This is a genomic window from Stenotrophomonas sp. SORGH_AS_0282 (assembly GCF_030818125.1).
GTDB lineage: Bacteria > Pseudomonadota > Gammaproteobacteria > Xanthomonadales > Xanthomonadaceae > Stenotrophomonas > Stenotrophomonas rhizophila_A.
The window spans coordinates 527299-550062 of record NZ_JAUTAB010000001.1; the positions used below are offsets into that span (position 1 = coordinate 527299).

Consider the following 22764-nt stretch of genomic DNA (forward strand, 5'->3'; position numbering starts at 1 on the left):
GAACTGAATTCGGGCCGAGAACTGGCAACTCGCGCTGAAGAGGGCGCCTATGACATTGCGCGAGATGCCACTGTCTCCGCCGGTAATCAGAGCTTTCTTGCCCTTCAGAAGGCCGTGGCCGACGTAGCTCTCTTCACCGTGGTCAGGCCGTGGGTCGAGCTTGTCGGTCTTGCCAGGAAACGACTGCTGCTGAGCCTTGAAGGGCGGCTTCGGGTAGTTTGGCACGGGCATCGAGGGAGCCTCTCTGGGGTGGAAGAAACGCCAGTGTGCGAATGTGCGGGTAAACGTCGCGCCCCTGCGATGTGGATGGCTTGTGCAGGGCCCTGACAACGCGAATCAGCGACGTCCTCTCCGTTTGGCGCCCCTTGCGGACTGAGTGATCAGCGCGGCACTTCCCACGGCAATGGCATCTTCCACGGCTCCGGTGCTGGTTTAGCCGTAGCGGGCAATCGCGCGCATGCGCAGGTTGAACGTCACGTAGGCCATACCCACGGCAGCACCGGCTCCCAGCAGCGCGCCCAGCTTTCGCTGCCGATGGGGAGCCAACGCCGCGCCGGCAATCAGCCCAGTAGCGACGCGCGCCACCATGCCCGCCGGCACGATCCGATCGGGGGCCGTTTTCATCTTGTCGCCGATGAGCTCACCGCCTGCCAATGCAAGCATGCCCGCCGACGCGAGTTTGTTGGACAAAAGGCGCGGCGCCCCGTTATCGACAGGCAGATTGCCGCCGCGCGCAGCGTTCGTCACTGCGGCCACGGGGGTCATCGCGCGCATGCCGGCTACTGCTCCCATCAATGTTTAATGCATCAGGGCCATGTGGTTCTCCTGAGTCGAAAATGTGCATGGTGGTCCTGTAACCATGAGCACGGCGTTTTGGCGGGCTCCACATCTTCACTACATGGCAGTCACTGACGGGGGACACAGTGACGAGTATCTCTAATGGCACCGATCACGCCACGAGGAGCCCCAATGCGCGCGTTGACCTACCACGGCAGCAAAGACGTCCGGGTGGACACTGTCCCGGATCCGACCCTGGCTGCGCCGGATGATCTGATCCTGCGCGTTACCGCGACGGCCATCTGCGGCTCGGACCTTCACCTTTACCGCGGAAAGATTCCTGACCTTCATACCGGCGATGTGCTGGGCCATGAATTCATGGGGGTCGTGGAGGAGGTGGGCAATGGGGTAACCGATCTGAGGCCGGGCGACCGGGTCGTGGTGCCGTTCGTCATCGCCTGCGGAGAGTGCTTCCACTGCAAGCTGGCTGAACACGCAGCGTGCGAGACAACCAACACCGGCAAGGGGGCGGCAGTGAACCAGAAGGGTATTCGCCCGCCGGCGGCACTTTTCGGCTACAGCCATCTATACGGTGGTGTTTCAGGCGGCCAGGCTGAATACGTGCGCGTTCCCAAGGCAAACGTGGGCCCGCTGCGCGTGCCGGATGCGCTGCCCGACGAACAGGTGCTGTTCTTGTCGGACATCCTGCCAACCGGCTACCAGGCCGCGCTCAATGCAGGCGTCAAACCGGGGTCTACTGTGGCCATCTTCGGCGCCGGCCCGGTCGGACTGATGGCTGCCGCGTGCTGTCGCTTGTTGGGCGCTGAGACCATCTTCATGGTCGATCATCTGGCCTACCGGCTGGCCTTCGCCGCGCAGACCTACGGCGTAACCCCGGTGGATTTCAGTCAGATCGAGGACCCGGCGCAATACATCATCACCCAGACCAATGGGCGCGGCGTGGATGCATCCATCGAAGCAGTGGGCTTCGAAGCCGAAGGCAGCGCGCTCGAATCGGCGTTGACCACGCTGAAGGTGGAAGGCAGCAGCGGGGTTGCGATCCGCCAGTGCATCGCCGCCACCCGCCGCTGCGGCACGGTGAGCATTCCCGGCGTCTATTCCGGCTATCTGCATGGCTTCCTGCTTGGCGATGCGTTCGACAAGGGTCTGACCTTCAAAATGGGCCAGACCCACGTGCAGGGTTTGATGCCCGAACTGCTCGACTACATCGGGGAAGGCGCGCTCGACCCTGGAGTGATCATCACCCACCGTCTTCCGCTCGAAGACGCCGCCCGCGGCTACGAACTGTTCGACCGTAAGGAAGAGGACTGCCGCAAGGTGATCCTTATCCCCTGACAAACGAGACGGGCTGGCGGCGGCCCGCTCTGCTGCGAGCAATCTCTGAACTCCACCCGGCGAGGTCTCCCTGACCGCCGGGTTGCGGGCCGGATTCGCCTAGGCGCGGTAGGCGAGGCAGCGTCGGAACTCAACGAGGGCGGGAAGCACCGTAAGAAGTAGCGTCGGCACGATGGCAAACAGCCACATGGCGATCGGAGCCGGTTCAAACACCAAGCCAGCTACCGCGTGCGTATCAGGAAGGGACCAGTAAAAGGCGCCGATAGCGATCCAAGGGGCCAAGTCCAGGACGCTATGAATGTGTTGCTCCAAGGGGCGAATGGCTCGGGTGGGATAGGCCACGCGTGTATCCCAATAGCCTGTGATGGCATGCAGGCACATCAGCGCCAGAAGGATCACGAAAAGCGGTTGAGATGCTCGAAAGGAGAGCCACAGGAGCGTTGCCGCCCCCAGGATCGCGATCTGCGCCAAGTGCAGCGTGGATTCCTTCAGTCCCGATGTGGATTCAATGCTGCTGGCTCGGTGAAGCAGAAAGTCCATGGCCCCTGCAGCCAGCCAAAAGAGATAGAGGACGTGCCAAGCCGTCACGTCCATGGCTGAGTTGATCCTTTGACGTCCCGGACTCGGTTGCAATCACTTTTCATCGTGACTCCCGTGTAGCGGATCCAAGGTTGGCCCGACAGAAGATAATAGGTGACCGCCGCTCACGGCGGTGTGTATTTTCTGGCGTGCGTACCGCCGATCCATCCATGAACAGCAACTCGCTGCAAGCGGCCCAGTCATTTGACGTTCCCTTGACGCCGCAGTGACGCGACGTGCCCTCCGCCAAGCGGATATTTGTCTTCAAATATCTACCAGGACGATCTTATGAGTGCTTACCCACAGTTTCGGGCCGCAACGCCCCGCGTGACCCGGATGGAAATGGCGGATCTCTACGTGGGCGATGCCACCACCGCGGTTCAGCTGGACGCGGTCCCCTGCGAGACGTGGATCCAGAACCTGCGCGTACTGGTCAGCCGGTCCACTGAGCTTGACGGAGCCCGAGTGGAAGTGGAGGGCTCATGGGTCCACTTCATCGGCGTGCGGAAAGACGTTGGCCCCGTTGCCGCACATCTTCTGGAGCTCATCGCGGCTGCAGGCGAGATGGCCTACGCACCCGCCGCCGTTCGGTCGCCCACCTTCAGCGCCACCCCAGCACGCGCGGCGCAGTGACCTGGCGCCGGCAATTGCTGGTCGCGAAAACAATCTAGAACGCAAGGACGAGATCATCATGACCGACGACAAAAAGAACGCTGGTAGCCCGGACCGCGATCGCATCAACGTCAACGAGGACCATGAGCTGCAATATTGGACCAAGGCACTGGGCGTCAACGCCGAAGAACTCCGGGCGGCGGTGAAAGCGGTGGGTCCTACCGCAGCCGCAGTGCGCAAGCACTTGGGCAAGTAGCGCGGGGCAGGGCATGTCCCTCAGTGAATACCGCCGCAAGCGGAGCTTCGATAAGACCAATGAGCCGGGGCCTGGCAAAGCGCTGCCGCAAGGGCAACGGGCGATCTTTGTAGTCCAGCTGCATCACGCCAGCCGGCGCCATTACGACTTCCGTCTCCCAGGTAGGAGACGCCCCTCAAGAGCTGGGCCGCTCCCAAGGGACCCAGTTACGACCCCAAGGTCAAGCGAATGGCCGTGGAGGTGGAAGACCATCCCGTGGACTACGCCGGTTTCGAGGGGGACATTCCGAAACGCCGCGCCGATATCCCCGAGCCCGCTATAGACCCCGGAGCAGACGCTTGGCAACAGGGGAGGGTGGTCCAGCTTCAAGACCCGACGGGTGTGCACGTTCACGGCGCCGGCAGCAACGTCAAGGCGCCTTCCAACCCAGACCAGAACGCAACGTCCAATGGCTCAACCGAACACTAGCTGCTGAGTCGGCAAGGGGTTTGAGAAACATCCTTCAGCGGCGCAGGTAACTCGCCAGCTTGAGGACACTAGCCGCCTTGGAGTCACCCAGCAGCCGCAATGCGGTCGTTCGTCTGGAACCAATGCCAGCCACCGCTTCCTGCACCACAATCGTGTGGTATTCCCTCGCATTGCTGTCGAAGCACGTAGCGGCGATGCATGACTCGGCGGTCATTCCTGTAATCACGAGCTCGCTTACGCCCAGCTTGGCCAGGAGCACGGTAAGCGGGGTGGCGAGGAACGCAGAGTGCTTGGGTTTTAGCACGAAGTAGTCGCCAAGCTGCGGCTGCAGAAGTTCAGCGATCGCTGACGACTCGCCTTCCGTCGCCAAACAGAGACTCACCAGTCCTTTGAAGTCCATCTGCCAGTTGGCAAAATTGTCATTTGCATAAATCACCGGGTTACCTCGCTCCCGGAAGCGGCGCGCGAGGACGGCGATCTGCCCGGCGGCCTTCAATGCGTTGGGCTTCACCTGGTCAGCTTCGGGGAAGTCAAACAGAGTGAACATGTCGATGATCAAAAGAGCAGGGATGGGCTGACTCATAGACGCTCCGGATCTTCAATCGCCCGTCTGACTGTGCGGTGCAGCCAGCGGTTTCGACTGGGGCGAGTCTTTCTGACGAAGGAAAATGGTCAAGATGACCAGCGCGAGCACAGCCAAAAACTCGCTCTGCCAGTTCTGGAACGACTCGAACCAGAAGCTGCTGCTCCAAAGGTGTTCCCAGCACGTCGGCGTGGGCTGTCCAAGGGCCATCTGCTCGTCGACCTCCGCGCGTCAGCTGCCCGCAAGGTGCAACGAGAAGCTCAACAGGAACAGCGCGCCGAAGGTGATCGCCAAGGAGTGGCCGTATAAGGTCTTCCAGAGCCCGCCTCTGCGAACGGCCCAAGGGGTAGGGCCAGCCTCAATGCGCTCCTCTTCTTTGGCGTCGTCCAGTGGTCGGGATTCAGCAGAGCCCTTCTGACGCAGGCTGACAGTCAGCAGGACATACATGCCCATCTGAAGGAACTCGCTTTCCCAGTTCTCAAACGTGGCGCTGACGAAGTGCCCGCTCTGCAGGTAGTCCCACAGGTCCAGCGGCGCTCGGTCTGCGTCAGCGAGTTCCTGGTTGTGTGCCAGGAAGCCGGTCCACACTTGCCCTCCCAAGAAGCAGAGAAGCAAAAGGAGCAGCACGATCGATAAACCGTTACGTTTCCACATTCCCATACGGCCCAGAGTTAAGCTAGCTGCCCGACGTTAGTCCCGCCGGTGGAGAAATCCGGTGAAGGAGCGGCAGCCAGTGCCGCTCCCCGGATTACCGGCTGGGTCAGGACGCTTTCTGGTCGCGTTCCATGGTCCTACCTCACGCCGCTTGGGCTGCCTTGGCATTTCCACCGGACTTCGCCAGGAGCGTCAACTTCTCATCGGTTGCCTTCTCTTCTTCCAGGGTCTCAAGAAGAAGCGGGAGCGCGTCCTTGTATCCGAGCTGCTTGGCGAGCGCCGCGATGGTGCCATACGAGGCGATCTCGTAGTGCTCCACCTTCTGGGCCCCGCCGATCAGCGCGGCATCGCGCACCGGGCCCTTCTCAACCGAATCAATGACTTCTTTGCCTTCCTCAACCAGCCCTTCCATCGCGGCGCACTTGATGCGCTTGAGGCGGATGCCCAGCACTTCAACGACCTGATCGATGCGCTCGATCTGTCCCTGTGTCTCTTCCAGGTGGGTCTCAAAAGCAGCCGCCAGATCCGGGTTTTCTGAGGCTCGGGCCAGGCGGGGCAGGGCTTTTGTCAACTGCTTTTCAGCGCTGTAGATGTCGGACAGCTCGTGAACGAAGAGCTCTTCAAGCGTTCTGATGGCCATCTGGTGGTCCTCTGGTGGGGTGAGCCAATACCTTGCCGCCAGCCTCGACCAAGACGCGTGAAAGTAGACCCTTCGGCGTTGAGAATTTCTTAACCAAGCCATCTGGGCCGCTGAGCGGTGGGCGGTGGGAGAGCACATAATCAAATCGCCTATGCGCTCTCTAAATCAGTCAGGCTCAACCAGGGCCTCTTGCCGGGATGCAGCGTTGCGGCGCAGCGCCGTCCGCATTCAATTCGTGTAACAGCGGAAACGAAGGCGGTCTCCCCCGAAGCGACTGCCCAAGCTAAGAAGCGACTGCCCAAGCTAAACTGGCTTTCAGGCAGCTCCTCCCCGAGCCCATGCAGCTTTGCCAACTGTCACCAAGGGAGTGCCCGCAATGGTTATGCAGGTTGCAAGTAGTGTCCGCCCGCTCAGCAGCGAGACCCGGCGGCTCGCTGGCCAGCAGCATGACCATGGCGTCAGACCATCGGTTCTGGCCAGCGCTTAAACCGTTCAGCTAGTTCAGGTCGCGAGCGACGAAATGGGCGCTCGCTCACGTCGGGTCCTCTACTTTGTCCGCTACGATTCTCTCCCCGGGATAGGAAAACCAGAGCAGCGGAGAACGGTCGGAATGACCCTGCAAGCAATCGCATACGCCAGTGAGGCGGCTATAGATCTGAGCAACGACCAGTTGAACCGACTGGTTGAGAAAGCCGCCGCGCATAACCGTTTGGCGGGCGTGACCGGGATACTGCTTTTTGATGGGTCACGCTTCCTGCAGTACATCGAAGGCCCGGATGATGGACTGTCGATGGTTTATTCGCGGATCGTCAATTCTCGTGAGCACTGCAATGTCGTTGAGCTTGCCCGTGGACGGGTCTCCGAGCGATGTATGCCCTACTGGTCGATGCGGTGGATTTCTATCGTCGATACCCAGTTCCAAGAGGCAGCATTTAGCGATTGGACGAGCCTCGGTGGTCGAGCCTTGGGCTCTCGCGCTGTGCCCACCGGGGTGGAGCGTCTGGCTGAAATTGCAGCCCCCTATATCGCTTAATCCTGCTCAGGCCGAGGATTGCTTTCCGAGCCGAGGCGGGTCGAAAAGAGGTCAAAGCGTGCGTTGCTGATAGCTTGTCTCGCGCCACATGCGGAGCAGGAAAGCACCGTCCCACCCTCGATGGCCACTAAGTCGGGTGGAGCAGTGGCGTGAAACGTAAGACTGCACTTCGAGCAGGTCGCTCTTACCCTCGCGATGGACGTGAACTGCCCGGGGGAGCCTGACGTGGGCCCCGAGACCTCATGGAGATAGAACACCCCAGTATTCGGCATTGCGGTCCCTACCTTCGAACGAACGCGCAGCTTATGATAATTGCTAGTTAAGGGGCGGTAGATGCCACGCCCTCGGCGTGTAGAGCTCAAAGCAACTGCGATCAGGCTTGACCGATGGTCTGCGCGGGCTGGAGTTCCGTCTCAGCGTGGGGGCGCTCGGGCCAGCCTCCGCCGAAGAGTGGATCCTAGCCGTCGGTCGTCCGCTGATGGGATGGTAGGGTCGCGCATCCTGGTCGATCTGGGGGAGGCGGCATGGGAAAGCTACACACGCTCGTTTACACGAGCCAAGTTGGCCTTGGGGCGACCCTTCTTCAGGTTGAGGAAGTGGCGCGTAGCGCCGCCACTCATAACGCAACCACAGGTGTCACAGGCGTATTGCTTACCGACGGAAGCCGGTTCCTTCAGTACATCGAAGGTCTTGAGGGAGCTATGGTGAATGCTTGGTCGCGAATCAGCAGTGCAAGCTGCCATAACAACATCGCCGAGCTGGCGCGCAGCGTAGGCGGGCCGAGACGGTTTCCTTACTGGCCGATGCGTTGGCTGCCTGTTGAGCCCGAAGACCTCCGCATTGCGATGCTAAGTGACTGGCGAGGCTTGCTACGCCGCGAAGAGGTCACAATGTTCCAAGTGCCCACCGGCATCGAACGCGTCAACAGGTTGATCGATCCGTACGAAGGGGTGGACCTGCCCGATTGGTGGGAAGCAGCTACCTGGTGACGGCCAAGTTCTTCGCGCCGTTTTCACGCCTGTCGGCGGAAATTTCCATCCAATAACGGGGGAGGCACCACCCACTGGGTGGACTCCAGCTGGACGCGGAGCGGATCCGTAGGGTGAGGTCGTAATACATTCGGCCAGATGTCATAGATTCGGCCAGATGTCCTGCGGATCCGCGAGGCGAACGTTCTTATCCCTTATCCGGGCCCGGCGTAGGGTGTCCAGAGGAATATCCTCGACGAAGCCGCACCGGCACACCACATGGACCCCACGAAGCTAACGCCCACCCTAGGGCACCTCCTGCTGCCTGATTCCCGCACCCTTTAAGAGCAGTGCGCCGCGTCCCTGAAAGAGTCTGTCCGGCGGAAGGTGCGGGACCGGACGAAATGGTGGGAAAGAGCGGCTCCTAAAGTTGCCTTAACTCCCCCCACACCGCCGGGAAGCCACCCATGCCGCAGAGCGGTGGATGTTCCGGTGCTCAGTGACGCTGACATGGCCAGTTAGTTCGGAGTGTCGGTGCCTTGGGTGGCCAGCTGCGCGCAAGCTTGCGGGTTCTCGGCCGTGCTACATGCCAGCTGCAATGCTTCAAGCGCGGCTGGCAGCCGCCCGGCGGTATGGAGGGCTGACGCCACGGCAGTGCAAAAGGTGACGCTGGGCTGCTGGCGGCACAGCTTGGCCACTTCGTCCAACTCCGAACCAGGCAAGGTTGGTTCGCTGGGCATGTCTTTGGTCAACGCAAATGCCTTGCCCACGGCCCTTGCGCGCTGGGCATCCTCCGCGTGGCGGCAGGCCTCGCCATCGAAGGCGGCGCTGTCTTCCACGCACACCGCTGGGGGGCTGGAGGGGATGCTGTCGTCGGCCATGACCTTGGCGATTACCCACGCGCTGCGAGCTTCGCTGCGGTAGTCCTCGATCAACCGGTTGCAGGCGGCGGAAACGCCTTCGGTGCACCATCGCCTCCAGCTGTCTGCGCCGGCCCACGTCATCTGGCCAAAGCACGTAGTGATATCGGCGCGGCAACTGCCGGGCGCGAAGGTTGAAGCGGCTTGGCAGGCGACGTCAGCTTCGAGCACGTAATGCTCGGTGTCGTCGCTGAGGTTCCCGTTATCGGTACTGACCGCTAGCGTGGTCATCCTGCCGCTGGCCAGATTGGCCGCCAGCAGTTGATCGCCGTTGCGCTGTAAGTGATACGGCTCTGCGGCCTCGCCGGGCAGTTGGCGTTCGCCTTGTACCGCACTGTCAACCCGAAGTACGGGCGCCACTGGCCGGATCCTTGAAGGTGCCACAACGCGGCGATTGTGCGGCAACGGGCAGGGCCAGCACGGCCAGCAGTGGGAACAGGACAACGTGCCAGCGGCAAAGGCGGCCGGGGGAAACGGCAAGAAGCACAGTATCAACCTTGATCAGAGAAAAAATAACGCGAGGCGGACCTTCGCCGGAACCAGAACTGCACGTCGTTGCGCAGTAAGCACAGGACCAGCCTGGGACTTGCGTCACCCCGCAGCGTACGTTTCGGCCGGCAGCAGGATAGGGTCTTCGCTCTGGGGTGCCAAGGGGGGAACGATCTGTAAGATTGGCCCGCAAGGGGCTGGGTATCCGCAAACCCTTCTTGATTCGCTGATCTCTGCAGCATATTCAAAGCAGAGCTTGGCCAACTCCAATTCGAATCCAGTGGAACTACGGCTATCGAACTAGGGCATCCGCGCTAAGGTCTTTCCTGCCAACGCCGTGCCCCAACCAACAACCAAGCCTCTGAATCGGTCAGGATGTCGTTGACAGGCGCCATCCTACATGCGTGTCCGCTTTTGGCCGAAAGCGGACATGCGGGTACCCCAAGGCGATTGGGGACCGTTATCGGGGTGGCACTGTGTCTGATTCAGTCTTCCGGCAGGGCCCTTCGCACCGGCACACGAAGCAAGGGACGTCGTTCCTTTCGCTGCCCCAAATAATTGCGCGGTGTGGAGAGGTATCGGCGGTGGCGAACCAGCCTCCATTACCTCCGCCACGCCACGCGCTCTCGCCGCGAAGAGTGCACCACGCTGCTGCTCAACCAGGAGTTGGGTTTTCATCCATGCGCATGGACGCCGGAGGTATCGAGAATGCAGTTCCGCGAATGCCGGCCAGTGCATGGCGGGCGAGCGCGCATCACCAATTCCACCGCATCCCCAGTTTTCCGTTCCACGCGGTTTCATTGCCGTCGAAGCTCCGGCTATAGTCAATGTCGGCGAAGAGGTAGCCGGTCTGCGAGACTTGCCAGGTGCCTCCCACGCCAACTTCAGCCCAGCTGCCGCCTAGATCCACCGCGAACGGCAGGTAGCCGCTGTTGGTAGCGAATTCCGCACGGGGTTCACCGCGAAACTCTCGCCAGATATTTGCCCGCAGCCAGGCGTTACTGGCCCGACGCTGGCCGTTTTTGTTGTCGCGCTGTCCATTGCGATTGAGACGAGCGCCGATGCGTGCGACTAGTGAATCGCCGTCGGTGAAGCGCACTTGCGCGATGCCGTCGTTGAGGTCGTCCACGTCGACGCGCTGCCAGATGACCTGGCCCTGCGGCTCCAGCCGCCAGCGTCCGTCTTCGATTGAGCGGCCCTCGCCATCATTGAGGATGAAGGGCCAGCCGCCCTCCAACGACAAAGCCAGGCCTTCGGCGTCGACGAAGCTGTCGTCAGTCCGCAGTGACTCCACGCGCAGGTCGTACCAGGTGTACTGGCCAACAGCATCCAGATAGGCGCCCTTGTCGTTGAAGGCGGTCCAGTAGCCGCCTATCGAGCCCGCCTTGAATTTGTCGGTGCCCGCGTGGAAACGGTACTCCAGGAAGTTATGGCGTACTTCGCCCTCGCCCTTGCCGTAGGCGAGATAGAAGCCGGCGTGCTTTCGGCTGTCGTCGTCGCTATCGATGTGGCGATACAGGTCGAGTCCGACCTGCAGGGCTTCGAAGCGATAGTCGAAGTCGGGCCCCCGACGGCCGTAGACGCCCAAGCGCCCACCGTCGTGCTCGCCATCGTGGCCGACGTAACGCATCCAGGCGCCGTTGACGCCACGGCGGTCGGGATCGAGATCGTCGCGCTGGCGCAGCAACTCCTCGTCGCCAACGCGCTCATGCAGCGTGTCGATGAGTGTGCGCCCGTAGATCTGCGCCATCGCCGGCACGGCCGCGATCAACGAGACCTCCTGCCGGATAGCGGGGATCGGCGGCGGTGGCGGATCCGGCGGAGGCGGAGGCGGAGGCGGTGGCGGTGGCGGATCCGGCGGCGGCGGCGGCGGAGGCGGAGGCGGTGGCGGTGGCGGATCGGGCGGCGGTGGCGGTGGCGGAGGCGGCGGCGGTGGTGGACATGGCGGTGAAGGTCCGCCCGGCACCGAGCAGTCGATCACCGAACGCAGGTACCAACTGTTCTCGACATCGGCAGTGGAGGCGGAGGCGGCGCCGCCACGGTAGAGGAAATACTCATACGGCCCGGCCAACACCGGCGTGGCCAACGCGAAGTTGTTGGCGGTGGAGGTGGAGTTAATCGTCTGCACCACGCGAATGCCATCCGCGACGGTGAGGTCGCCCCGGCCGACGGTGTTGCTGACTTCGATGAAGCCGGGGCCGCTACTGCTTCCGTTGACCACGATCAACTGGTCGGACGGCGCACCGTCGCTCGCCAGCCAAGTGTTGAGCGCGAGCGACCCGTCGCCGCTGTAGTTCGAGACGGTAAGGGTCTTATAGTTGGAAGCGAGCGAAGGATCGCCGACGGGGGGCGCGAATTCGATCCGGCTGGGGTCATTCACCAGCGTGGTGAGGTTGGAGCTGCCGGTCATCCTCCACAGCGTTTCGACCAGGGTAAGGTTCGACACGCTGCCATCGGCGGTGAACGCGGAGCCGGTCAGCGTGCTGCCCGTAGCGGTGATGTCAGCTGCGCCGGGATGGGGGGGCACGGGGGCGCCGGGCGGAAGCGGCGGCGGGTCCATGGGCAGGTTGCCGTCGTCGTCCGGGAAATCGGCCGGGCCACGGACACCTGGCTCGCTGACCGCCAGCAGCGGGAAATTGCTCAGTTCGCCGACCCGCAGCCACTGATCGGCGCCGGTCACGGTGGTGTTGGTCAACCCGATCCTGCCGTTGCCAGCGACACCCACGGTAGGGCCGCTGGTATTGGTCAACTCGCTGGCACTGAAGTAGGCCTCCGAAACGGCCGTAGGTGTGCCAACCAAGAACAGCGCCATCGCATCGGTCCCGGTGGGCGCCACTGTAGTCGCCTGGCCGACGATGCGGCCACCGATCACTGAGACCGCGCCGTGTGCAGCCGCGCCGCTGGGCCTCAGCATCACGTTGTCCATCTGCACCAGCGTCGGGTTGTCACGTGACAGCGCGCCGTGCGCACCGGGGCCGGAAGTGGTGATGGTCAGGCTGTTGGCGTAGAGCTGCGCCTCGCCTCGTCCCGTAGCCGGGGCCGTTCCGTAATTCGCCAGCACCGCACGCAGGCCAACCGCGTCGTTGCCGGAGGTGGTGATCGGCGTACCGGTGAGGGTGATCTTCGCCAGCTCGGTGGAGATGTCGTTGCGCGCCTGGGCAGACGCGCCGTGGGCGAGCGCGCCGGAAGTGACCACGCTGCCGCGGTTGTAGACCACCGTGGCAGGAAACTGCGCGCCGGTCTGCTCGGTGACGGCGAACACGCCAATGGCGCCGTTGCCCTCCGTGGTGACCACTACATCGTTGACCGTCGCGGTGCCCCCATCATCAGCCCATACGCCCATCGCATAGGTGCCGAAGGTTTGCGCGGTCGTGCCTTGGGCATTCAATGTGCCGCCGGGGTTGCGCGCACCCAGCGCATGCGCGAACGAAGCCTGCCGCACTTGGTTGCCATACGTGGTGATGGAGCCCCCGGTCAGGTTGACGAGGCCGCCCAGGTCCGCCAGCGCGCCCATCGCGTTGTCGGCGCCCCGGGTGACGATGGTGAAATTGCTGGCGACAACGGTGGCCAGGCCAGCTTCGATGCCGGCGGCATCTTTGCCCAGCATGGCAAGGCTCGTCCCGTCCAGAGTGACCGTGGCGCCGTCGAACGAGCGCACGCCGGACGAGGTAGGGTTCGTCGTGGAGATCGTCCCCCGCTCGATATCGATGATCGAGCCTGGGCCTTCAGCCTGGACCGCGGCCTGCTGCGAGCCAGTGGCATTGATGTAGGACGCGGCCACATCCGTATCGACAAGCGAGGCCGACGCTCCGGCCTGGACATACACTGCGACTGATCGCAGGCCACTGACGGTCACCGACGAGTTCTCGAGGCGGGCCACCGAGCCGGTGCCGTCGACCACGAGGCCGGGCGAGCCGTTCAACCCGGCGGCAAAGATCGAACTGCCGCCGTTGAGCGTCAACGAGCCGCCGCCGGTCACCCGCACCGCGGCCGCAGGCGCGCCGATATTGCCCGCTCCGTTGCTCCTGAGCGTGCTTGAGGAAAACTCCGCGCTTGCTCCGTCGTCGACGCGCAGGCCGTTGCCGAAGTTGCTCAGCGCGGTCGCGGTCACGTTGGTGCCGGTGGCCCGGCTGGTGGCTCCCCGCGCCACGATGGCGTTGGCGTAATCGAGCGTCGACAGATTCTGAGCGCCGGTCGAAGTGATTTGCGTGCCGTCGAGGTCGACCAAACCGCCCCCCAGTGCGGCGACGCCGAACGCTCCGCGCGAGGAGGCATCCACGCTGCCGCCGGTCAGCGTCAGTGAGCTTCCGCCGCCTATCGCTTGCGCGCCATGGTTGTTGGTCGCGTTTGTGCCGCCGCGCACTTGGATCTGCGCGTTGGTCAGGTTGATCGACCCACCTACTTCGGCGCTGACACCTTTCAGGTTGGCCGGCGCAGCATTTCCGCCAGGCGCCATCGTTATGGTGGTGCCGGTCCCGGTGATGCCACTGCCCGTGCCGGTGGCACGCAACCCAAACTGGCCGGTGGCGTTGCCGGCGGTCGAGGTGGTCCTTATGACGCTGTTGTTGACGCTGATCACGCCACCCAGTTGCGCCAATGCGGCGGTGGCATTGGCACCGGCGAGGTTGAGACTGACGCCGTCGCCGAGGATGCGCCCGGTGTTCGACGCAGAAAGTCCCGTCGCGTTGGCGGCGATGTTTATCGTGGTGCCGGGTGGTACCGTGCACTCTACTCCGTTGGCCACCGCAGGGCTGGGGCAGGTTTGTGCATTGGCTTGCCAGGCTAAGGTGAGCGAGACGAAAAGCGTCAGACAACGGACGCGCGGCGGCCGCTGGACTGCCGCGGCCCCGAACTTGTACCGAACTCGCATGACGATTCCCTTCTGCCGCGGAGGGACCCGGCTGTGATCGAAGCGACAGCCGAGACAAGCGTATCTTCCGGGTTTTTCGGTGGGGATACTCTCAGTAAATATGCTGAATTTTGCTCACCCATGTCGTGTTCATGCGTAACGTGAATACGGCAACGCTGAAGGCCAGAGCGCGCGCCGCGAAGCGCGCGGTGCAGGTCAGACGCTCGTCGTCCCGGAAAGCGATCGAGCAATCGCCGTCCCAGGCGTTATTGCACAGCCTGGATGCCCATCATGGCTCGCCTGAAAGGCCGGGTGTCGGCACGGATGCGCTGGTCTCAGTAGTATTACCGAGTCACGCCACGTACTAATTCGGCGGCAGTGAGCGCTCGCAGCATCCAGAATCCATCCAATGGCCGGCGTTTTGCCGAGTCAACGGAGCTGCTCGATGGATACCACCAACAAGCCCAACATCATCATGATCATGGCCGATGATGTCGGCATCTGGAACGTCAGTGCTTACCATCGAGGCATGATGGGCGGGAACACGCCGAACATCGACAGATTGGCCAGCGAAGGTGCGCTATTCACGGATTACTACGGGCAACAGTCCTGCACGGCCGGACGCGCGGCCTTCATCACCGGGCAGACACCCTTCCGTACCGGCCTGCTCAAAGTGGGCCTTCCCGCCGCCAAGCAGGGGCTGCAGGCTACCGATCCGACTATTGCTGAGATCCTCAAGCCGTTTGGCTATGCGACGGCGCAGATCGGCAAGAATCATCTCGGCGATCGCAATGAATACCTACCCACGGTGCACGGTTTTGATGAGTTCCACGGAATTCTCTATCACCTCAATGCGATGGAGGAGCCGTACGATCCGGAGTATCCGAAGGACACCGGCTTCCGCGAGAAGTTCGGGCCCCGCAACATCATCCACAGCGTAGCCGCCGACGAGGACGACGCCACGGAAGATCCGCGCTGGGGGCGAATCGGCAGGCAGAAGATCAGCGATGCAGGACCCTTGCCACCGCATCCAGGGATGGATGCGGCTGCCCAGGTGAGCATGGAGGATATCGACGCCGACCTGGTCAAGCGGTCCTGTGAATTCATCGAGCGCTCGGTCAGCGCGGGCCAGCCGTTCTTCCTCTGGCATAACTCCACGCGGTGTCATTCCTGGACGCATCTGTCCAAGGAATGGGACGGGAAGACCGGGTTCGGCCTGTTTGCAGACGCCATGGCCGAACTTGACTGGATCGTGGGGGAACTACTGGCCAAACTGGATGCGCTAGGCGTCGCTGACAACACGGTGGTTCTGTTCACCAGCGACAACGGTGCCGAGATCTTCAGCTGGCCCGACGGAGGCAATCATCCCTTCCGGGGCGAAAAGGGTACCGTGTACGAGGGTGGCTTCCGCGTGCCGATGCTGGCGCGCTGGCCCGGCGTGATCGCACCCGGCGTCATCATCAACGAGATCATGTCTGCCGAAGACTGGATGCCGACGCTGGTAGCGGCCGCTGGCGAGCCGGAACTCAAGGAAAAATTGCTTAAGGGCTACCAAGCAGGCACTACGACCTTCAGGAACCATCTTGACGGTTACAACTTCAAGCCTTTCTTTGAGGGAACGGTATCGCAGAGCCCGCGTCGCGAATTCTTCTACTTCAGCGACAACGCCGATCTGATGGCGGTGCGTTACAACCAGTGGAAGATCACCTTCAAGACCATCGTAGGCAACCTGTTCAGCGGCAAGGAAGATTCAACCAACGTGCCACTGGTAACTAACCTGCGGGTTGATCCGTGGGAGCGCTACCAGACCGAGTCCACGTCCTACGGCCAGTGGTGGGGCGAAAAACTGTGGGTAATGATGCCCGCCACGGGCGTCGTCGGTGCGTTTCTAGCCACCTTCAAGGACTATCCGCCCAGCCAGGTGTCCGGGTCGCTCAGCGTGGATAAGGCCCTGCAAGCGTTAGAAGAAGGGGGCAGAAAGAACTGATAGTTCCGCAACGGCGGCCCCAATGTGCTTTTACTCGCAACGCTGCATGTAGCAGCATCCAGCGGTCCAGCCTATGGGTCAAAGGGTAGAAGATGACGTCTGAGCGTGCACTTGGTCCGCTATTGGCCGAAAGCGGCCTTCTCCGACCGTAGCGGACCAGCGCTAGTGACCCTGCCGCCATGTCCGCTCGTACCACTGGCAATACTGGGAGGAAGTCGATCTCGGGCGGATCGTCTCGAAATCTCCGAAGCGACACTCTCGTGTCCTCCGCTCGGAACTGCCCTTCAATATGAGACCGAACTGCCCGAGGTCCGCAGCCTCGCTTGACCTACCATCGATCCCTCCTGGGCCAGTACGCTATCTGCCCCTGGGCATAGGTTAAGGCGTCCTTGAGCGCCTGAACTCTAGCTTCCGCAACTCCATCCTCAATAAGCGCTTCGCAGGCGCTCTCAAGCGCCCAATACACGGGCGCGGCTCTGTTGATGTAGTGAAGCCAGCTATTGAGTTCACTGGGGGTTGGGATAGTTGCATTGTGCACGTGTCCAGCAATAGCCGCGGACACATCTCGCAATGCCATTGCCACATCCCAAGGCTGATCGTTCGTAGACATCAGCAAGATTCCTTTTTGTAGGTCCTGCGCACGTAGGCAACCTGATTGGGCTGGCTCGTGCCACCTGGCCATTGCCCTAATCCTCCCAAGTCGTCCCGCCGTGGCTGGGCTGAGACGCCATTTCGGAAGCCATACCCTGCACCCGGATTTTTTTTCACGGTGCCTGCCGGATCTCCTTCCGCGGCATTCTCCTGTGTACTTACGATAGCCCCGGCTTGCTCTTGCTCATCTGCGGAACCCCCGGACCGCCAACAGCCGACGTCCAGTCCCGGTAAGGCGCACGACGTGGTGGGCCTGTGGCCTCGCCTTGCCCAGGCGGCTGCCACTGTGGGTTGTACCTTGACTAAGCGACGCTTTCGAATCCAAGCGGTACTCTGCCAACTTTAGCAACGCTTCTCGATCAACGCTCAGCCCGCTAATCCGATCCTTCAAAGCCTTCGGCAGCCATGCAGAGCTTTACGGCTTTTCGGGCGGTTACGATCGATACTCCAGCTGCGGAAGCAACTTCGCGAATCAAGTCCTTGAGCTGCTTGATACGGCCCTGTTGGTAGTCCTCGACAAGGCCCGAGCCGGCAACCATCTGGGCAGCATGCAACTTCGACCGTCCGGAAGCAGTTGCCCAGTCCTTCCTTCGTGCGATGTAAGCCCTAGACTGACAAGGCAACTGGTGCAGAACGTAACCCGTTGAAACTCCCTGCTGCGCACAGAACAGCCTGAACGACACCAAGACCTTCGGACCTTTCAAGGCTCGGGACAGCGCGGCTTCCACTCGAGCACGGACCTCCCTGGAATGCCGCGGACGAAATGTACGCGGTAGTGGTGGGGACGCCGGTCCGTAGAGCTCGCGTGTAGTCTCAGGTGGCTCAGATGACTGAAAGTCGAGAAGTGAAACGTTAAACGCAGTTGCCATTCGCAGGATGCTCACGAGTGAAGGCCTGCTCGTCCCGCTCGTTAATGATGGGATTGCGAGCAGCGGATCTCCCGCTGGAAGTTCCCGGCGGTGACGTTTGAAGAAGAGCCGCATGCTCTGGCGATTGATCGTGACTGTGGGATCGCAAGCGCACGCTTCAATAAGCTCGTAGATCAGATCTTCGCCAAAAGCTGGCCGCTTCGCGGAGGAAAACTGGGGCGAAGCCGCTAAGAGTCCCGCTCCGCACACGTTGCAAACATCTAGGCGTGATCCTGCCCTAGCCAACTGGGGGGACGTACACGCCGGGCAGCGGTCGGTCAACTCGATTCTGTGCGCTCTGCATCTGGTTACTGGTAACATAGCCCACAGTAGGCGGTCATAAAGAGGCTGGTTCGATTTGGAATCCTCCGTATAGCAAGCCGGGCACCAAGCTCTGGACGTTCGTAGCACCCCGATCGAAGTGGGCGATAGGGCACGTGCGATCGGCATCATGGTGCCTGATCTCAATGTTGTCACGCCAGTTGCGTGCCTAAGTGCCACCACGAGCTTCTCGACGTCTGAGCCCATACCGCACAGCGGAGTTCGGCAAGTCGAGTGAGCTATCGATGGGAATCGGTCTGCTGACCCTTGAGAATGCGTGCGCTCCCACCAGGCCCGAAGGTGCGAAGCTAATTGCCACTCCGAACATCCATGTGCTTGAGCCATACGAGTTAAGTAAGAACTGAGGCCCTCCACCTCAACTGTCCCTGCGCCGAGGTGGGGAAGCGAGAAATATTCCGCCATCAGCGGCCCCTTGCCGCGGGCACTACTCGATCCCGTTTCGGCGCTCTCTGGAAGGGCTTTCTGCGCGGTCGTGGAGCGCTCAACGATGGTTGCGGGTCGTCGCCAACATTTGGCTGTGCGGGGAGTAGCTTCTGCATGGCGGCCTCTCCGACCGCGATCTCCTTCGCAATGAGGATGATCTGCTCCTCGAACCTAGTCTCCATGAAGTGCTCCAAGCGAAGCAGCACCTCGCCATTGGAGGACATTTCGCACATGGCTGCATTAATCCAGGCTAGAAGCAGGCCAAGGCATCCAAGCGTGCCAGCCCTGATATACGCGCAGTGCGCGATCAAGGATTGACCATTCTTCCAAGATAGACACTCGTCTAATCCCTTGAGTATGCCTTTGAAGCTGAGTTCGTCATACGTGCACGCTCGATACCTTGCAAATTCAATGACCCTCATTCGTCCGTTCAGATGCGCCGATGAAAGCCCCGCAGTGAATAGCTCATAGCTACCCGCGAGCACTAGAATTACACCCGTTGCGTTTGCTAGGCACTTGAGCGAGTCCAGAATTTCGGAGGGCAACCCGCCTCGGCTCGTCCTCAGAAGGTGATGCGCTTCATCAATGAACAAGTACCGGGTCTGTCGATGCAGAATTGCTTGCTCAAGCTTGATGCGTAGGTGCGTCTCCGATTCGCTTTGGCGGATGACAAAGCCTAAATCCCCGTACATGGGATGACGCAGAGCCTGGAGTGCGCGTATGGTGAAGTGCTTCATAGAGAAGCGGCCGCCATTGGTGGTGGCGGCTTCTACTACAATGGTTGGCTGCGTGTCCCCGACAGTTGTTTGCTTGACCAGACGTTCAGAGACGTCTCGGACCAGTCGGGATTTTCCCACCCGCGTCGGACCGACGAGTAGGACCACGCTTCCCGGCGCACCCATTGAAAGCTGCGTGAATAGCCGTCGCTCCACCTCTTGATATCGCGGGTGGTGTATGTCGAGTCTATGCAATGCTGCTGGAGACAGCTTCCGGGCCATGATCATTCGCTCCAGGTGACAGATATGCTGGGAATGTTTTCTGAGGCTGTGTGATTGTCATCTAGGTCACGTCGGTTCCGTGGAGCCTCGGGTACAATCGTCTCAACGGATGTAGAGCGCCCTCGTCTCGTGAGGTGGCGCGCCAATGATAGATCTGCCTCTTCCGTTGCTTGTGCGAGCTCGGCGCGCCCGTCTAGCCGCAATGTCGAGCGGCAAAGTTTCGCGAGCAAGTTCCTGGCTTCGCTTGGAAGCGAACCCCTCGACCTGCAGGGTACCCACGCGTCATTGACCCGCGCATAGACCACTTCGTCATCCCACGAGTCAAGGCGGACCTCAGCCTTACTTTTCGCTGCCTTGGCAAGTGCCGGGCTCCAGTACCATCGGCCTAGCACATTGATGCCGCGAGACGGGTCTATCGTGTACCACCTGCAAGGCGCATCGACGGACGTGGCGACCAGGAAGTCTAGATCGAGTTCGACTGGAATCCCTGACATGGGGTAGGTCTGAAGCCCGCAGTCCATGATCACATCTGGAGAGTTCAGAGCTTCTCCCCTCAAGTGCATATTCAGCTGGTCAAAGATGGCGCTTTCGAGCTCATCATAGAAGTCGATCAGGTCTTGCTCTGCCAACGCACTGCTTCGATGAGAGGCGGAAGCGGCACGTCCCCGAGCATCGTTTCGTGTCGAGCCAGCCCGTTTCCATAGGATGGACGTCTTTAGTAATCCGAAGAGGCGCTCTAGATCTCCTCCGAATCTTGGCGCCCCGCTTGGGCGATCCTTCTTATGAACGCCGTATATTGCAAGAGTGGATTCGTAGAACGTGGATTGAAAGTCTGACCCGCAGTCACTTGCAATTGTCTCGGGAAGACGCCCGTGACGTCTGGCACAGTCCCGAAGAAGCTCGGAAAGAACCTTCCTGCTCGGCGGTCGGAATCCAACCGTGAGTGCAAGAACCTGGCTGCTGGCGACATCCCTCAGGACGCTGATCCACGGCTTTCGGGTGATCCGCTGATTCCCTGAACTGCGAAGCACCAACGTTCGGTCGCTGAGATAATGGTCGGCTTGTGCTGACTCGAATGGCCGTCGCACAGGCGCGCTACAGTGTCGACGATCCGTAGGCTGCGCAGCGGCGTTAGCTGCTCGCTTTCCGCCTCTGCACAAGGCCATGTGCTCTGGATCTCGAGCCTTCACCCTTGCGACGTATGTAGTGAACGATATCGGGAACTCGGCTTGCGGGAGTCCACCGGCGTTCCTCTTATCGTCAAAGAAGTTCTTGTAGTCGACATAGCTGGCGTACATGGACGGTGAGGCCGCAATGGCATGATGATCGGTTATGCACTCCTGGATGAATAGCTCATGTGCCGGCGTGATACGTGGAGCCTTGTTTCCCGGCCTAGCTCTGGGCATTAGCGCTCGGACGTCGCCATTGCTCTTGCGAAGAATTTGACGGTGGCGTCTTAGAGTTCGTGCCGAGAATGTGGCCTGACATGCGCCATCAAGCTCTCTCTTGCGCTGAAGCATCAGCGAGGCCTGTGAAACGTTGGGCAGTACATCGCAAGTCCCGCCATTCGGCACTACTCTGTGCCATGTCTCGATTACCTCTATCGCATGGTCGAAGCAGCTGGCCGACAGGGCTACAAGTGCGTCGTGTGGGGACGATAGTAGAAATCGATCAAGAGGAGCGTAGAGCCAACCATCATGAATGCCGCGAAGTAGCACTGCCGAGTCAGGTAGATTCAGCTCCCGAGTCAGATCTGCGATGCTCGCGATCAAGACATTTCCAAGGTGCCGCCTGATCCTCGCCTTCCAGTGCTCGGTCTTGGGGGCGGCGGGCCACCGCCGTACTGCCAATAGCAGGTCGATGTTGCTGGACCGGAGCTCGCTCCTGTCGTCGGGGACCCAAACTTCATGTGAAATGCCGAGATCACCAAAGTACGCCTCCGCAGGCGCGTAGTGAAATGCGTCGTCGCCGCCCTTCGTCCAGTCTTGCGCTCTCGTGGTGGCGAGCAACTCTGCAGACGCTTCTGGCTTGCATTCGACTACGGCAGGCCCGGAGGGGCGGAGAATGAGAAAGTCCGGAGTGTGTGTTGAGCGCTGACGTCGTCCAAGCCTATTGGTGATGACCAGCGGAACCGTTGTTGGCTGGTCCCAGTACTCTAGGACATTGATTTGGTCGTACTCGCACATCCGAACAAGTGCGCCTTCGACCGTGGCGCTCTCCGCCTGGATCACATGGCCCATCCGTTGACTGGCGAAACGCAAAGGAGTGTTGCGCGCATTTCCGGATCCGACCAAACGGGCAGGATCGGTTGCGCGGACATGCTCGATGTATGCCCGCCCTGAAGGCGGGAGCTGCCACGAGGCGAATAGTGCTTCGAGTTGCGCTGTCTCAAGCATTGAATAGCCCTCCAACGTTGCCGTCGACGTGACCGGCCATGACCGCCCGTGACGGGGCCTCGGGCACCCGTGCGGAAGTTGACTTACGAGGGAAGTGGTGCTGAGATTGGCGTGCCAGGTGGACAACGTTGGCAACCATTCGAAAGCCCCGACCTCTAATCGGGGCTTTCGTGTTCTCAGCGACCGGATTCGGCTATCCGTCCATCGCTGTCTCACAGGTTGGGAAGTGGCTTTCGGGCAACGTTGCCCGCAGATAGGCGGCCAGGTGCTTGGGGGACGTATAGAGTCCTTGGCGGTTTGGCAGCCGGAACATGTCGATTGCAACGACTCCGCGGCTGCGTGCCTTAGCCAGCGAGTTTGCGCTTCTGTAGCCCAGGATCCGGGCTGTCGCGCAGGAGTCGATCACCAGCCCATACTCTCGTTCGAGCCGGGATTCCAGGGAGCTCAGTGCGGGTGATTGGAGCTTCATGACCGTTCATGACTGCCTTGTTGAACGATCGTAACCATCTTTTCACTTGCCGCGCAAGCGATTTATTGGCTTAAGCCCTTGATTGTAAAGAACTTCTGTTGTTGGGAAGTGATGATCTTTTGTTGCACTAACCAAGGGGCCTGAGAAAACGCTGACCCGGAGTAACCTCTACATGCGTCACTTGGGGGCACGAACAAGTCGCCTCATGGTATGGACGGCCCATGGTGGGCACGGTGTGCGGCCAGTAGAAACAAGCCACGCTTGACGGAGCACCTCCGCGTCGACCAATGCGTGATGCCGCCTGGCTCGCACGTGGGGATGTGCCTCGAAGTAGGCTTCCACCAAGGTGAGCGTCACCTTGTCATGGATTACCTCGGTGACCATCGCTTCCGGGGCCGGACCGCAC

The 22764-nt window shown here is 61.1% G+C and carries 13 protein-coding genes and 4 pseudogenes; 7 read left to right on the plus strand and 10 right to left on the minus strand.

Going from position 1 to position 22764, the window contains the following annotated elements; genetic code table 11:
* Window positions 1-63: 63 nt before the first annotated feature.
* Window positions 64-231: pseudogene (locus tag QE395_RS02255) on the minus strand (dehydrogenase); the annotation flags it as partial.
* Between the two features lie 204 nt (window positions 232-435).
* Window positions 436-792 (minus strand): annotated as a pseudogene (locus tag QE395_RS02260) (DUF4126 domain-containing protein); the annotation flags it as partial.
* A 177-nt stretch (window positions 793-969) separates the two neighbouring features.
* Here QE395_RS02260 and QE395_RS02265 point away from each other — a divergent pair.
* Window positions 970-2133 carry a zinc-dependent alcohol dehydrogenase gene (locus QE395_RS02265; RefSeq protein ID WP_306987443.1) on the plus strand — a complete coding sequence of 388 codons (1164 nt, stop codon included), beginning with the start codon at window positions 970-972 and terminating at the stop codon, window positions 2131-2133.
* Window positions 2134-2232: 99 nt separating this feature from the next.
* Here QE395_RS02265 and QE395_RS02270 read toward each other — a convergent pair whose 3' ends face one another.
* Window positions 2233-2727: a hypothetical protein gene (locus tag QE395_RS02270; protein ID WP_306987444.1), complete on the minus strand. Its 495-nt coding sequence runs from the start codon at window positions 2725-2727 to the stop codon at window positions 2233-2235.
* A gap of 327 nt (window positions 2728-3054) precedes the next feature.
* Here QE395_RS02270 and QE395_RS02275 point away from each other — a divergent pair, with 327 nt between their 5' ends.
* From QE395_RS02275 to QE395_RS02285, 3 genes and pseudogenes are all read left to right on the plus strand, one after another.
* Window positions 3055-3345, plus strand: coding sequence for a hypothetical protein (locus QE395_RS02275; protein WP_306987445.1), 291 nt, complete (start codon window positions 3055-3057; stop codon window positions 3343-3345).
* Window positions 3346-3403: 58 nt separating this feature from the next.
* Entirely contained in the window at window positions 3404-3580 is a 177-nt protein-coding gene (locus tag QE395_RS02280) for a DUF3606 domain-containing protein (protein ID WP_306987446.1), read from the plus strand.
* Window positions 3581-3593: 13 nt separating this feature from the next.
* A pseudogene (locus tag QE395_RS02285) lies at window positions 3594-3871 on the plus strand (DNA polymerase ligase N-terminal domain-containing protein); the annotation flags it as partial.
* A 211-nt stretch (window positions 3872-4082) separates the two neighbouring features.
* On the opposite strand, the gene QE395_RS02290 reads toward QE395_RS02285, so the two are convergent.
* The 3 genes and pseudogenes from QE395_RS02290 to QE395_RS02300 form a co-directional block, all read right to left on the minus strand.
* Window positions 4083-4631, minus strand: coding sequence for an isochorismatase family cysteine hydrolase (locus tag QE395_RS02290; protein ID WP_306987447.1), 549 nt, complete (start codon window positions 4629-4631; stop codon window positions 4083-4085).
* 15 nt (window positions 4632-4646) lie between these two features.
* A pseudogene (locus QE395_RS02295) lies at window positions 4647-5285 on the minus strand (DUF6766 family protein).
* A gap of 142 nt (window positions 5286-5427) precedes the next feature.
* Window positions 5428-5925, minus strand: coding sequence for a DUF892 family protein (locus QE395_RS02300; protein WP_306987448.1), 498 nt, complete (start codon window positions 5923-5925; stop codon window positions 5428-5430).
* Window positions 5926-6535: 610 nt separating this feature from the next.
* Between QE395_RS02300 and QE395_RS02305 the strand changes: the two genes are divergently transcribed.
* Together QE395_RS02305 and QE395_RS02310 are read left to right on the plus strand one after the other, a co-directional pair.
* The gene (locus QE395_RS02305) at window positions 6536-6958 is read left to right on the plus strand and encodes a BLUF domain-containing protein (RefSeq protein ID WP_306987449.1); all 423 of its coding nucleotides are present in this window, start codon (window positions 6536-6538) and stop codon (window positions 6956-6958) included.
* Window positions 6959-7482: 524 nt separating this feature from the next.
* Complete coding sequence (locus QE395_RS02310; RefSeq protein WP_306987450.1) at window positions 7483-7947, plus strand: BLUF domain-containing protein; 465 nt, start codon at window positions 7483-7485, stop codon at window positions 7945-7947.
* A 497-nt stretch (window positions 7948-8444) separates the two neighbouring features.
* On the opposite strand, the gene QE395_RS02315 is transcribed toward QE395_RS02310, so the two are convergent.
* Window positions 8445-9206: a hypothetical protein gene (locus tag QE395_RS02315; RefSeq protein WP_306987451.1), complete on the minus strand. Its 762-nt coding sequence runs from the start codon at window positions 9204-9206 to the stop codon at window positions 8445-8447.
* 883 nt (window positions 9207-10089) lie between these two features.
* Entirely contained in the window at window positions 10090-14205 is a 4116-nt protein-coding gene (locus QE395_RS02320) for an autotransporter outer membrane beta-barrel domain-containing protein (protein WP_306987452.1), read from the minus strand.
* Between the two features lie 424 nt (window positions 14206-14629).
* Between QE395_RS02320 and QE395_RS02325 the strand changes: the two genes are divergently transcribed.
* Entirely contained in the window at window positions 14630-16171 is a 1542-nt protein-coding gene (locus QE395_RS02325) for an arylsulfatase (RefSeq protein ID WP_306987453.1), read from the plus strand.
* Window positions 16172-17196: 1025 nt separating this feature from the next.
* On the opposite strand, the gene QE395_RS02330 is transcribed toward QE395_RS02325, so the two are convergent.
* The gene (locus QE395_RS02330; protein WP_306987454.1) at window positions 17197-17550 is read right to left on the minus strand and encodes a hypothetical protein; all 354 of its coding nucleotides are present in this window, start codon (window positions 17548-17550) and stop codon (window positions 17197-17199) included.
* A gap of 923 nt (window positions 17551-18473) precedes the next feature.
* Entirely contained in the window at window positions 18474-19493 is a 1020-nt protein-coding gene (locus QE395_RS02335; RefSeq protein WP_306987455.1) for an AAA family ATPase, read from the minus strand.
* Between the last annotated feature and the right edge of the window lie 3271 nt (window positions 19494-22764).